At 65.4% G+C, this 12,775-nt stretch carries 10 protein-coding genes; 7 read left to right on the top strand and 3 right to left on the bottom strand.

Annotated features, from left to right (window positions below):
• Positions 1 to 91 precede the first annotated feature (91 nt).
• Positions 92 to 1,963, bottom strand: coding sequence for a FlgD immunoglobulin-like domain containing protein (locus QUS11_07240; protein ID MDM7993094.1), 1,872 nt, complete (start codon positions 1,961 to 1,963; stop codon positions 92 to 94).
• A 341-nt stretch (positions 1,964 to 2,304) separates the two neighbouring features.
• Between QUS11_07240 and QUS11_07235 the strand changes: the two genes are divergently transcribed.
• The 3 genes from QUS11_07235 to QUS11_07225 are packed head-to-tail and all read left to right on the top strand — an operon-like array spanning position 2,305 to position 6,768.
• Complete coding sequence (locus QUS11_07235; GenBank protein MDM7993093.1) at positions 2,305 to 4,119, top strand: toprim domain-containing protein; 1,815 nt, start codon at positions 2,305 to 2,307, stop codon at positions 4,117 to 4,119.
• Positions 4,116 to 6,332, top strand: coding sequence for a DNA topoisomerase IV subunit A (locus QUS11_07230; protein MDM7993092.1), 2,217 nt, complete (start codon positions 4,116 to 4,118; stop codon positions 6,330 to 6,332). The genes QUS11_07235 and QUS11_07230 overlap by 4 nt, the downstream gene beginning before the upstream one ends.
• A 1-nt stretch (position 6,333) precedes the next feature.
• Positions 6,334 to 6,768, top strand: a complete 435-nt coding sequence (locus tag QUS11_07225; GenBank protein MDM7993091.1) for an OsmC family protein — start codon at positions 6,334 to 6,336, stop codon at positions 6,766 to 6,768.
• A 67-nt stretch (positions 6,769 to 6,835) separates the two neighbouring features.
• Here QUS11_07225 and QUS11_07220 read toward each other — a convergent pair whose 3' ends face one another.
• Positions 6,836 to 7,588: a hypothetical protein gene (locus tag QUS11_07220; protein MDM7993090.1), complete on the bottom strand. Its 753-nt coding sequence runs from the start codon at positions 7,586 to 7,588 to the stop codon at positions 6,836 to 6,838.
• A 57-nt stretch (positions 7,589 to 7,645) separates the two neighbouring features.
• The gene (locus QUS11_07215; GenBank protein ID MDM7993089.1) at positions 7,646 to 8,662 is read right to left on the bottom strand and encodes a phosphoribosylaminoimidazolesuccinocarboxamide synthase; all 1,017 of its coding nucleotides are present in this window, start codon (positions 8,660 to 8,662) and stop codon (positions 7,646 to 7,648) included.
• A 185-nt stretch (positions 8,663 to 8,847) separates the two neighbouring features.
• Between QUS11_07215 and cysC the strand changes: the two genes are divergently transcribed.
• Genes cysC through QUS11_07195 form a run of 4 tightly spaced genes read left to right on the top strand, consistent with a single transcriptional unit; the run spans position 8,848 to position 12,598 of the window.
• Positions 8,848 to 9,459: an adenylyl-sulfate kinase gene (gene cysC / locus QUS11_07210; protein ID MDM7993088.1), complete on the top strand. Its 612-nt coding sequence runs from the start codon at positions 8,848 to 8,850 to the stop codon at positions 9,457 to 9,459.
• Positions 9,460 to 9,469: 10 nt separating this feature from the next.
• Positions 9,470 to 10,744: an MFS transporter gene (locus QUS11_07205; protein MDM7993087.1), complete on the top strand. Its 1,275-nt coding sequence runs from the start codon at positions 9,470 to 9,472 to the stop codon at positions 10,742 to 10,744.
• On the top strand, positions 10,741 to 11,895 hold the full coding sequence (locus QUS11_07200) for a glycosyltransferase family 4 protein (GenBank protein MDM7993086.1): 1,155 nt from the start codon (positions 10,741 to 10,743) through the stop codon (positions 11,893 to 11,895). The genes QUS11_07205 and QUS11_07200 overlap by 4 nt, the downstream gene beginning before the upstream one ends.
• Before the next feature lie 13 nt (positions 11,896 to 11,908).
• On the top strand, positions 11,909 to 12,598 hold the full coding sequence (locus QUS11_07195) for a hypothetical protein (GenBank protein MDM7993085.1): 690 nt from the start codon (positions 11,909 to 11,911) through the stop codon (positions 12,596 to 12,598).
• Positions 12,599 to 12,775 lie beyond the last annotated feature (177 nt).

The following is a 12,775-nucleotide window of genomic DNA, read 5'->3' as shown; positions in this document are numbered from 1 at the left end:
AGCGTCAGATGTGTATAAGAGACAGCTGCCATGTCCAGGAAGTTTCGAACGGTTCCTGCCCCGAAGGCGCAGCTCCGATGAGCCTGCCGGCTCAGAGGACCGCCATCTTCTCGACTATCTCGTTCCCGCTCTCGTCGTCCACCCTCAGGAGATAGGTGCCTGAAGGGACTTCAGAGCCGTCGCCATCCCGGCAATCCCAGACTATCTCGTTCTCGCCGGGTGCCAGGTCCATGCCGAAGCTTCGGACGACGCGGCCGGAGATGTCGAAGACGGAGATCGCACAGCGCTGCGATCCGGGCGAGCGGACGCTCAGCGAGAACTCTCCGGATGCAGGATTCGGACGGGATCCGATCATCGAGAACTCTCTCTGGAGAAGGGCCGGTACAGGTGCCTGGGCGTACCCGGCGCCCCCGCCTCCCGCCAACCACTCGCCACCGGTGATCTCGTGGACGGAAATCGCGATCCTGTTCGAACCGGGGAGCATCCAGCTGGTCACCAGGTAGTCGTGACCGGTGCCGTCCAGCACTCTGGTGTCGAACGCCCCGCAGAGTTCGTCCGGCTCCGCCTCTGCCGGCCAGTAGACCTCCTCGGATATGCCGTCGAAGCACCTGGTGGGTGTATCGATAGCGAACGGATTCAGGAAGTTGGACAGGTCGAACGAGAGCAGGCCGTCTGCGCAGTCGCCGAGGAACAGCCTGATGTAACCCGAGTTCTCGTTGCTGACGAGGTCGATTCCGAAGGCCCTGCCGGGATACTGGCTGCTCTGCGGCGGTATGGCGAGATCCTCGCCGTCGACGGGGCAGATCGTTCCACACCAGTCCCAGTCGCCTGTCGAATTGGCCGGTTCCCTGGTATCCCCGTCCCACTGCCATATGAACTGGGGAGAGGCCGGGTTCGAGATGTCGTAGACGCAGAAACCCATCGTGTTGTTTGCGAAGAACAGAAGCCTCGTCTCACCGGCGTCGCCGTTCACCGAGAAGTCGGCCCCCTCTAGCACGACTGCCCTGTGCGTGTCCCCGAGCTCGCCTATGCCGCCCACGGCTCCCTGATCCCATCCATGCTGCGGTGTCAGTATCTGGGAGACCACCTCAGCGTCCTGCTGGCTGATGCCGGAGTGGTCCCAGATGACTACGCCGCCGTTATGGGATGTCGACAGGAAGAGGCTGGATGACTCTCCCCCGAAGACGAACTCGCAGAGCTGGCTCTCGCACGGTCTCGTGGGATTTGTTTCGACCGTGTTGCCGTAGTAGACGTCCAGAACACGGTTTCTTCCCGAAGCGTCGACGACGAACTTGTCCGTCACGAAGCTCGCGAGCCCGAAGAAGCTCCAGAAGCCGTTGACATCGTGTTCATCCTCGTACTCTGCCGAGATGCAGTAGGGAGTCGTGGATACGATCGGTACGTATGAAATGGAATAAACGTTGGACAGCCTGGTCCATCCGGACGGAGGAGTCGGCATCGCCAGCCTGTTGTGGCAGACGACGGGCGCTGTCTCCCCCTGTTTCTGAAGCCTGATGATATCGATCGATCCCGGGAGTGTCTCTGACGCTCTGTTGGGCACTACGAGGCACCACTCCGGATTCAGCGGGTCGTACGGCAGCTGCATGAAGCGCGGACAGCCCAGCTGTCTGCCGTCGGCCGCGGTGAGGTCGAAGCTGTACTGCAGCGTCAGCGCTCCGGTCGTGGCGGAAATGGAAAAAACGTAGACGCTCTGGTGGAGAATGGCCAGAGCATCCGTTCCGGCAGGGCCGATCATGGCTGCAAGCGGGCCGGTCTCCAGGTATCCGCTGCTGTTGATGTATTGCGTATTGGCTTCGACTGCCAGCTGCTCCTGCGGGGCGAACGAAACCTCGTACGTTCCATTGAACAGAAGATACTGCGAAGAGACGTAATCCAGCATTTCGGCGCTCGATGCCGACCAAACGAGGAGAACGGCCAGCAAGCTCCTGACAGGACCCGGCATAGTTACTCCCTCCGTGATGAATCCCAGGACACCAGCCGGAAACATTATGTAGCGGAAAGACGGCAACAAGTGCGCATGTTCCTTGGAACGCAGAGCGAAGGGACAGGCTGAACAGCTCTCGATATGCGAACGGCTGTGGATGGATCCAGGCGGGTCGATACGAGTCCTCATGGCGGATCCCTTCCGTCGTCCCGGCTGCTGTGATGCGACTCGTCCGACTTCTACGGCATGTAGCCGCCGGGGCTGGGGATGCACTACATCCTGTGGCGTGGCGCGCCGACGCCGAGGCCTTATACTACCGGCAGCACTCCCATCCCAGAAGGAACCGACATATAGACCCTATGGAAGAGAACACCACAGTCGCGGGAACCGCCATATACGACGAGAGCAAGGTGAGGACGCTCTCGTCGGTGGAGCACATCCGCCTGCGCACCGGCATGTACATCGGACGGCTGGGGGACGGCAGCCACCCGGACGACGGCGTCTACATCCTCTTCAAGGAGATCGTCGACAATGCCGTGGACGAGTTCATCATGGGCCACGGCAAGCGCATCCAGGTGAGGTGCGACGGTCTGAGCTGCTCGGTGCGCGACTGGGGGCGGGGGATACCGTTCGGCAAGCTCGCCGAGTGCGTCTCCGTGATCAACACCGGGGCAAAGTACAACACCGAGGTCTTCCAGTTCAGCGTGGGCCTGAACGGCGTGGGGACGAAGGCTGTCAACGCGCTGTCCGAGAGCTTCCGTGTCGTGAGCTACAGGGACGGGGCTTTCCAGGAGGTGCGCTTCTGCAGGGGCGTGCCCGAGGGCGGCGGTTCGGGCGCGACCACCGAGAAGAACGGCACCCTGGTGGAGTTCACGCCCGATCCGCAGGTGTTCCCCGGCTATGCGATGCGCGAGGAGTACCTCACCAACAGGGCCAGGCACTACGCCTACCTGAACACCGGCCTGAAGATCGTGCTCAACGGGACCCCGTTCTCCTCGGAGGAGGGACTGAAGGACCTGCTGGCCGACGAAGCCGGCGACTCCGTCCTCTACCAGCCGCTGTACTTCAGGGACGCCACTCTCGAGTTCGCCCTCACCCACACGAACGACTTCGGCGAGAAGTACATGTCCTTCGCGAACGGCCAGTACACCAGCGCAGGCGGCACCCACCTCTCCGCCTTCAAGGAGGGGGTGCTCAAGGGTATCAATTCGTTCGCCGGGAAGAGCTTCGCCCCCGAGGACATCCGCGAGGGGATAATCGGAGTGGTGGCCGTGCGGCTCACCGATCCCGTGTTCGAGTCGCAGACCAAGACAAGGCTCGGCAACACCGACATCAGGGGGCCGCTGGTCAACAGGGTGAAGCTCGAGGTCGAGCAGCTCATGCACCGCAATCCTGCCGCCGCGGAGGAACTGCTGGCCAAGGTGCAGGTCAACATGAGCATCCGCACGGAGCTGCAGAGCGTAAGGAAGAAGGCGAGGGAGAGAGCCAGGAAGGTCGCGATAAGGATCCCCAGCCTCAGGGACTGCAGGGTCCACCTCGGCGACGGCGGAGCCGACTCCGAGCGCAGCACCATCTTCCTCACGGAGGGACAGAGCGCCTCGGGCAGCATCGTGGCCTGCAGGGACGTGAACACCCAGGCGGTATTCTCGCTAAGGGGCAAGCCGCTAAACTGCTTCGGCCTCCGGCGCGACACGCTCTACGGCAACGAGGAGATGTACAACCTCATGCAGGCCCTGAACATAGAGGGCGGGGTCGAGACGCTCCGGTACAACCGGATCGTGCTGGCGACCGACGCAGATGTCGACGGGATGCACATCCGGAACCTCCTCCTCACGCTCTTCCTGCACTTCTTCGAGGGCCTGGTCCTGGACAACCACCTCTTCATCCTCGAGACGCCGCTCTTCAGGGTCCGGAACAGGCGGGAGACGGCATACTGCTACTCCGGGCGCGAGAAGGACGAGGCAGTCGCGAAGCTCGGTAGGGGATGCGAGATCACCCGGTTCAAGGGCCTCGGCGAGATATCCCCTTCGGAGTTCGGCCGGTTCATCGGGCCCGACATCAGGCTGCTCCCCGTAACCATCTCCAGGATGAAGGAAGTCCCGGAGATGCTCGAGTTCTTCATGGGCAGGAACACCCCGGCCCGGAGGGACTTCATAGTGGAGAACCTGAGATGAGCGCCGAAGCGGGGCTCCGGGGCCTGTTCAACGACAACTTCCTCGAGTACGCCTCCTACGTGATAAAGGACAGGGCCATCCCCGACGCCGCCGACGGCCTCAAGCCGGTGCAGCGCAGGATACTCTGGAGCATGCACGAGCTGGACGACGGCCGCTTCAACAAGGTGGCCAACGTGATCGGCCACTGCATGCGCTACCACCCCCACGGCGACCAGTCCATAGGCGACGCCCTGGTGGCGCTGGCCAACCGGGGATACTTCATCGACACCCAGGGCAACTTCGGAAACGCCATCACCGGCGACGAGGCCTCCGCCCCGCGCTACATCGAGTGCCGCCTGACCGACCTCGCCAGGGACACCCTGTTCGACGACAGGATCGCGGTCTTCTCCGAGAGCTACGACGGCAGGAACCGCGAACCGGTGCTCCTTCCGTCCAGGATCCCCGTGCTCCTGCTCCTGGGTGCGGAGGGGATCGCCGTGGGCATGTCCACCCGCGTACTCCCGCACAACTTCTGCGAGCTCCTCCACGCCATGATAGCCTGCATCCGCGGCAGGAGCTTCGGGATCTTCCCCGACTTCCCCCAGGGCGGCAGCATCGACGCCTCGGGATACGCCGACGGCGCCGGCAGGATCAGGAACAGGGCCACGATCGAGCGGAAGAAGGGCCAGAAGAAGCTGGTCATCCGCGAGATACCCTGGGGCTGCACCACCGAGAGCCTGATAGCCTCCGTCGAGGCCGCCGCCAGGAAGGGGCGGGTGAGGATTTCCTCGATCGACGACTTCACTTCGGACAAGGTCGAGATCGAGCTCACCCTCGCCAGGGGCGGCGAGCCCGACGAGACCATCCAGCAGCTCTACGCGCATACCGACTGCGAGATGGTCTACACCTCGAACATGGTCGTGATAAGGGACGGAAGGCCGGTCGAGGCCACCGTGTCCGAACTGGTCCGCTTCTCCACCGATCTCCTCCTCGACATCCTCCGCAGGGAGCTCGAACTCGACCTGTCCGAGCTCGAGGCCAGGATCAGATGGATGACCCTTGAGCAGATCTTCATCGAGAACCGCGTCTACAAGCGCATCGAGGAGAAGGACACCTTCGAGAGCGTCCAGGAGGCGGTGCGCGAGGGTATGGCGCCATTCCTGGACGGCGGCGGGGTGACCGACCCCGAGATCGAGAAGCTGCTCGCCATAAAGATCAGGAGGATCTCGCGCTTCGACATCGAGGCGCACAGGTCCGAGATGGGCGACATAGCCCGGAGGATGCAGGAGATCGCCTCGAACCTGGCCGACCTGAAGAGGTACGCCGTCTCCTGGCTCCAGGGCATCCTGAAGAAGTACGGCTCGAGGTATCCCCGCCTCACCAGGCTCGAGGCCTTCACGGGCATCGACGTGAAGGAGGTGAGCCTGCGCAACCTCAGGGTCTTCTACGATTCCCAGGCCGGGTTCGTGGGCTCGGGCGTGAAGGGCGACGTCTCGTTCGATGCGTCCGAGTACGACAGGATCGCCGTCTTCCACGGCAGCGGCTCGTTCCGGATACTGCCCGTGGCCGAGAAGCACTTCATAGACGGCGACGTCTCCTTCTGCGGCATCCAGGACAGGGAGAGGGTCTTCACAGCCGTCTACCGCGACAGGCAGACGAAGGCCGCCTTCGTGAAGCGGTTCAGGGTCGAGAGCTTCATCCTGGAGAAGGAGTATCCGTACATCCCGCAGGGTGCCGAGCTCCTGCTCCTCACGGCGGATCCCGGGGGGGCGGTGGAGGTCTGGTTCGAGCGCCGGAAGAGGATGCGCACCCACAAGGACGTCGTCGAGATCCCGGGCGTGCCGGTGAAGGGCGTCGCGGCCAGGGGCGTCAGGATAGGCGCAGGGAGGCCGGTCTCCAGCCTCAGGTACATCCCGGCGGCTGCGGAGCCCCCGGAACCCGCAGCCACTTCCGCCGCATCGACCCCGGACGGGGGCGCCGCCGCCCCGGCGGCGGAGCCGGAAGCCGGTGCGACAACTCCCGCCGACATGCCCGATTCGTCCCCGCAGCCTCCTCCCGGTTCCGACGCGGGCGGCGCGGACGAGTCCGGGGAACCCGGACCCGTCCCGAAGCCTTCTATCGAGGAAGTGCTGGAGAGGGCCGAGGCTCTCAGGCAGAAGTCGCAGAAGGCTCTGAAGCAGGCCGGGGAGGTCGATCAGCGCGATCTCTTCGAAGACCTGGGGAGGGAGAGATAGAATGCCTCTCAAGAAATACACGGCCCGCTCCGTCATGGGCGGGGGATTCAGGACCGAGTGCACCGTCGACGGGGATCATGTCCTCATAATCGACCAGCCCATGCCGATGGGCGGCGACGAGGGCGCCAACCCCCTTTCCTACCAGCTCGTGGCCCTCGCCGGATGCCTTTCCGCGATCGCAAGGATAGTCGCGAGCCAGAAGAAGCTGCCGCTCTCGGGGCTCGGAGTCTCGGTGGAGGCGGACATCGACACCGACTTCCTCCTCGGGAAGTCGACGTCCGGGCGCGCGGGCTTCACGTCGATATCGGCGAAGGTCGACGTCCGGGCCGACATGACCCGTGAGGAGAAGCAGGCCTTCCTCGACGAGGTGGACAGGCGCTGCCCCATCTCCGACGTGCTCATGGCGGGCACCTCCGTGAAGGTCGCCCTGGCCTGACCCGGCCCGCAGACAGGGAAAGGGGGGGCCCGCGGGCGGGCCCTTCGCCTGTCCGGGTCTCCGGCTCTCAGATCGAAGCCGTCAGAGACACCCCGCCCCAGAAGTTCGTGTCGTCCTCGTACAGGTCCTTGATCTGTTCGTCGAGCATCATCGAGTAGTGGAGCGCGGGCGTGACGGTCACGACGGGCCCTATGCCGACCGGGGCCGCCAGGCCCAGGGTCAGGTCGGTCATCGCCGCCTCGTCCACGCCGAAGTTGAAGTTGTTGTGGACCTTGTTGCCCCAGCCCAGGTTCGCCGTGAACTCGGGCGTCATCGAGACCATGGGAGCCATCGAGACAGTCCCCAGCGGCTGGGAACCCGAGAGGGAGACGTACATCCCCTCGGCCTCCTTGATGCCCTGGTAGATCGTGATCGACGGCGAGAAGGGCACCTTGGCGTACCCGGAGACGTAGATCTCCGCTGACGACTCGACCTCGGTGTTGGGGTAGTCGTAGTATCCCAGGCCCGCGCTCAGGCCTGCCAGCAGAAGGTCGAGCTCGTACCCGAGATAGTAGTCGATCTCGGTGAAGACACCCGTCCTGTCGTCTTCCTCGGTCAGCTCGTTGACGTCGGTGAGCTCCATGTTGCCCCAGATGCCCGCCGTGAAGCCGGTGAGGGACATGAACAGGGACGGCTGGAGAACGCTCTCCTCGTCGCAGGGGAGCCCTCTCCATACGTACTTGCTGTTCCATGTGGCGTCGGCCGTGACCGAGAAGGGGAGCACCCCGGCGGCGGCAGGGAGGGACATCACGGCAACACTTAGCAGAAGGGCTGATCTCATCGCGACCTCCGGTCTGTTGGCATGATCCGCGGCACCCGCCGCGGCTTGTACGGGAGGCTACAGCCTGCCCGCCGGTTCGTCCAGGAAACTGAGCTTGTCCTCCTCCATCCCGATGCCTGCCGCCTCGAGGTTGCGCCGGAGCCTCTTGATCGACGGTTCGTCGGGGGGCGGGTCGAAGGGCGTTCCCGTGATCGTCTCGTAGAGGCGGATGTACCGGGACGAGAGCTCGATGACGAGTTCCTCGGGAGCCGCGGGCAGGGGGGCCTCGCCGTAGGGGTCGCAGTTCTGCACGAACCACAGCCTCAGGAACTCCTTGTCGATGTTCTCGGGCTCCTGGTTCCTCAGGAAGCGCTCCTCGTAGCTCCCGGCGAGCCAGTAGCGGGAGGAGTCGGGGGTGTGGACCTCGTCGACGAGAGTGAGCCTGCCGTCTGCATCCGTGCCCATCTCGTACTTGGTGTCGACCAGTATCAGGCCGTGTTCGGCGGCCAGTTCGCGGCCCCTCCTGAACACCTCGAGGGCTATGTCGGAAGCCTCGTCCCACTGGCCGCGGGTCATCAGACCCCGTGATACGATCTGCGCGGGGGTGACCGGCTCGTCGTGCTCGTCGCCCTTGGTGGTGGGCGTGATGATGGGTCGGGGGAAGGCCTGGTTCTTGTACATCCCGTCGGGGAGCCTGTTTCCGCAGATCTCCCTCGCTCCTCCGTCGTACACCGTCCAGGCCGAGGTGCTCGTGGAGCCCGTCAGGTAGCCGCGCACAACGAACTCGACCGGGAACACGCTGCACTTCTTCGCGATCGTGGCCGCCGGGTCGGGCATGGAGAGCAGGTGGTTGGGGATGAGATCCTTCGTCCTCTCGAACCACCACGACGATACCTGGTTCAGCACCTGCCCCTTGAAGGGCACGGCCGCGAGGATCCTGTCGAAGGCGCTCTGCCTGTCGGTCGTTATGAGGAGCAGCCTGTCGCCCAGATCGTACGAGTCCCTGACCTTGCCCTTCCTGAGCCTGCCGATGCCGAGTTCGGACGTGTCGGTCAGGCAGTTGCCCAGCGCTTCCCTTATCCCGTTCCTGTCCATGAGGAGCTCCCGTCGATCCGGCCGCCACCTGTCCGGCCCCGGGGCCGGCCTCCCAGCATGGCCGACAATACTACCAAACCCGCCGCCCGTGTTCCGGGCCCGTGTCCCCGGGTCCGGGGTTGGGTATGTTCCCGGGTCCGCCGGCACGGCGGGCGCTGCATGTCTCAGGATTATGGAGGAACCGGATGAGCGCCGCGGACAGGGACATAGTCTGGCACGACCATGCGATAGGGCGGGCGGAGCGCGAGAGGCTGCTGGGCAGCAGGGGAGTGACCGTGTGGATGACCGGCCTGCCGTCTTCGGGCAAGTCGACGATAGCGGACATGCTGGCCAGGGAGCTCGACTCCCGCGGAGTCTTCTCGGTCGTCCTGGACGGCGACAACATCAGGCACGGCCTGAACAGCGACCTCGGCTTCTCGCCCGCGGACCGCACCGAGAACATCAGGCGCATAGCCGAAGTCGCGAAACTGCTTACGGTTTCGGGCGTAGTGAACATAGTGGCCTTCATCAGCCCGTACCGGGCCGACAGGGACTCGGCGCGGTCGATCCAGGCCGACGGCGACTTCGTCGAAGTCTTCGTCGACACCCCTCTCGAAGTGGCCGAGACCCGCGACCCGAAGGGCCTCTACCGGAAGGCCAGGGCCGGCGAGATACCTCAGTTCACCGGCATCTCCGCCCCCTACGAGCCCCCGGTGTCTCCCGAGCTCAGGCTCGACACGGTCGCGGAGGACGCATCCTCGTGTGCGCGCACGATAGCCTCCCTGCTGGAGCGGAAGGGATGCATCCCGTCGAGATAGCGGACGGTCTGTGAACAGGGTGGCGAGGGCCGTCGGGGCGGTCTCGCCCCGGCGCGTGCTGCGGGGGCTGGGGGCTGTCGAGGGGAGGACCTTCAGGCTCCACCTCCTCGCATCCCTGGCGGCCGCCGCAGTCTCCGCCGTCACGCTCAACAGCGAGTACATAGCCGCCAACGGGCTCCACGCCTCCGCCTGGCAGATCACGCTCCTCGTGATGGTCTGGCCGGCGAGCAACTTCCTCTCGGTGTTCATCAACTCGTTCATCGAGAGGCGCGGGTGCTACTCGAAGGCCGTGCTCGCCGCAGGCCTGCTGCGCCTGCCGGTGGCGGCCATGTTCCTCTCGTCCGACGCGAACGTGCTGCTCGTGCTCGTGGCGTGCTTCTCGGCGGCGGACAGCGTGATGGTGCCGGTGCTCAACACCATCCTGCGCGAGAAGTACGCCGAAGGCCGCAGGGGCATCCTGTTCGGCTGGGCGGTGAGCGTGTTCACGTTCTTCAGCCTTCCGGCCTCGCTCCTTGCAGGAAGGCTGCTCGACGCCGACTTCGGCACGTACAGGCTGCTGTTCGTCGCGATGGCCCTGGCCGGCCTGGCGCATTCCGCGATCATGGCCCGCATGGCCTCGGGCATATCCACGAGATCCCCCTCAGACGGGGCAGGGCTCCTCCGCTCGCTCTTCAGGGTGTTCTCGCGGGACAGGCAGTTCGCCGTCTTCGAGGCCTGCTTCATGGTCTACGGCTTCGCCTTCATGATGATCCTCCCGGCCATACCCTTCTTCGCCCGCGACATCCTCCACCTCCGCTACGAGCAGTACGCCTTCGCCAAGGGGGTCCTGGCCCAGATCGGCATCCTCCTGCTCAGCCCCTTCATGGGCATCAGCGTGGAGAGGATCCACCCGTTCCGGTTCACAGGCCTGATCTGCCTCGTGCTCGCCGCCTACCCGTTCCTGATCGCGATGGGCGGGATCGTGCGGGCGGCGGGGATCCCTCTCTTCTATGCGGCCTTCGCAGTCTATTCCGTGGCGATGGCTGGCATCAACGTCTCCTGGAACATGTCCAGCCTGCACTTCGCCCCGCCCGGGCAGGCCGCCACCTACCAGGGTCTCCACCTGACCCTGACGGCAGCACGCGGTATCGTCGCGCCGCTGCTGGGCAACCTTGTCCTCGTCTACTTCGGCCTTACGAGCACGTTCCTCGTTTCCGCCGGGCTCTTCGCGCTCGCCGGGCTGCTGTTCCTGAGGCGTGACCGGCTGTCCCGCGCGATCGCAGGCCCCGCTGGAGCCGCCGCATGAACGGCACGAAGCGTCCCGTGGCGGGGAGAGAGGAGGGCCGGATGATGTCCGGGTCCGAACTGCACGGCAGGGTCTGGCTCCTCACGGAGGACTACCCCCCCAAGCTGGGCGGGCTCTCGCGGTGGGCCTCCAACACCGCCCGGGCGATGTCCTCGTCCGGGATCGACGTCACCGTCTTCGCCAAGCGCGCCCGCTCCGCGGACGGCATGGGGCGTCCACTCATCGTCTCCGTCGAGGGCCGGGACTTCCCCCGGTTCGGCAGGTTCCACTTCGCGCGCGCCATACGCTCGGAGGCGGCCCGGTCCGGTCTCCCCGACCTCGTGATCCACTCGACGTGGCACATCGCGGGTGTCGACACCGGCCCCGTCCCGTCCGTCACATGCGTCCACGGCAAGGAGGCCTTCGAGCGGCCGGGCTTCTTCGCCTCGCTGCAGAGGAAACGCATCCTCGAGCGGTCGACGGCTGTGGCCGCCGCCAGCAGCTTCACGGCGGGCAGGGTGCGCGAGATCGCCCCCGGGGCGCGCCTGGTCGTGGGCATAAACGGTGTGGACACCACGCTCTTCACGCCGGAAGGGCCTGAGCTCCCGAGAAGGTTCGGCCTCGAGCTGGTCTCCGCCGGGCGCCTGGTGGGCAGGAAGCGGTTCGACCTCGTGATCGCAGTCCTGCAGCGTCTCCTCGACCTCGGGATGGACGCGGGCCTGAGGATCGCCGGAACCGGCCCCCTCGAACCGGACCTCCGCGGGGAGGCCGCCGGCCTGGGCGACAGGGTCTCGTTCGAGGGCGAGGTCACCGACGGGAGGCTCGCATCGCTCTACCGCTCGGCAGACCTCTTCCTCTCGCCCTGCCGGTCCGATCAGGCCTCCGGCGACGTGGAAGGCTTCGGCCTGACGTTCATCGAGGCTTCCGCCTGCGGCACCGCAGTCGCCGGCCTCGCTGAGGGCGGCGTCACCGATGCCGTGGAGCACGGCGTCTCGGGGATCCTCTCGAGCCCCGGGATGTTCGTGGACGACGTCGCCGGCCTGTGCGCGAACCGGAGCTTGCTCGAAGGGATGGGTGCTGCGGGTCGCAGGAGGGCCGTCGAGTCCTTCGAGGTCGGAGCAGTGGTGCGGAGGCTGCTAGACTCGGTCCCCGGCCCGTGGAATCGGCACTGACGGGAGGAGCGGAGTGACGTCACAGGAATACGAGGCGCCGGGCTGGCTCAGGCCGGCCATGGCATTCTGCTTGGTATCGGTTGCCGTCCTCGGCGTGCTCTTCTACAGGCACGTCAGCTCCCACGACGGCGGAGACCCCGGAAGGATCGCCATCACCGACTCCTCGGGCACGACCTGGGCCGTCCTCGGGGCGGGGCCCGACGGCCCGAGCCTCCTGATGATGGACAAGGCCGGCAGGGTGAGGATCTCACTGGCTGTGACCAACGGCAGGCCCTCCCTCGAGATGTTCGACCAGTCGGGCAACGCCAGGCTGACGGCGGAAATCTCGGAGGCCGGGTTCGCCCAGCTCTACCTCGCCGACAGGCAGGGCCGGTACAGGCTCCAGCTCGCAGAGGACGACTCGGTCTCGGCGCTCTCGATCTACGACGGCGAAGGCGTCAGGCAGTTCTATGCGGGCGTCGAGGACAGCATGTCGGCCTGCATCTCGATCGCAGACCCCGCGGGTTTCCAGAACCTTTCCGCGGGATGGTACGGGCCGGGCTTCTGGGGGCCCTCCCTGACGCTGTCGGGTTCACCGGGCTCGGAGGCCATGTTCCAGGCGGGGTGCGTGTCCATCCCCGGCGACGGCGGCTGGATCACGCGGCCGGTCAACACGCTTCGCCTGTACGACGCCTCCGGTGCCCTGATCTGGTCGGCGCCGTAGGGCGAAGTATCTGCTGTACGGAGGACTGCCTTTTCTTGCCAAGTCTGACAGTCGCCGAATCATCGATGGTTCACGAAGGTCTACATGCTCGAGCTCGTCGGCGATTAGGACGGCGCCGGTTCGCTTGTTGGGCGAGGGGGCGCCCCGCGGCGGCCCCCCTTAGCAAAAGGACACGAT

This window comes from Candidatus Fermentibacter sp., assembly GCA_030373045.1.
Taxonomy (GTDB): Bacteria; Fermentibacterota; Fermentibacteria; order Fermentibacterales; family Fermentibacteraceae; genus Fermentibacter.
This window is presented reverse-complemented; position numbering and strand designations above follow the sequence as displayed.

Bases quoted from the DNA above. Each gene is read 5' to 3' on its own strand.
- QUS11_07240 (MDM7993094.1), bottom strand. From the start codon at position 1,963: ATGCCGGGTCCTGTCAGGAGCTTGCTGGCCGTTCTCCTCGTTTGGTCG.
- QUS11_07235 (MDM7993093.1), top strand. From the start codon at position 2,305: ATGGAAGAGAACACCACAGTCGCGGGAACCGCCATATACGACGAGAGC.
- QUS11_07230 (MDM7993092.1), top strand. From the start codon at position 4,116: ATGAGCGCCGAAGCGGGGCTCCGGGGCCTGTTCAACGACAACTTCCTC.
- QUS11_07225 (MDM7993091.1), top strand. From the start codon at position 6,334: ATGCCTCTCAAGAAATACACGGCCCGCTCCGTCATGGGCGGGGGATTC.
- QUS11_07220 (MDM7993090.1), bottom strand. From the start codon at position 7,588: ATGAGATCAGCCCTTCTGCTAAGTGTTGCCGTGATGTCCCTCCCTGCC.
- QUS11_07215 (MDM7993089.1), bottom strand. From the start codon at position 8,662: ATGGACAGGAACGGGATAAGGGAAGCGCTGGGCAACTGCCTGACCGAC.
- cysC (MDM7993088.1), top strand. From the start codon at position 8,848: ATGAGCGCCGCGGACAGGGACATAGTCTGGCACGACCATGCGATAGGG.
- QUS11_07200 (MDM7993086.1), top strand. From the start codon at position 10,741: ATGAACGGCACGAAGCGTCCCGTGGCGGGGAGAGAGGAGGGCCGGATG.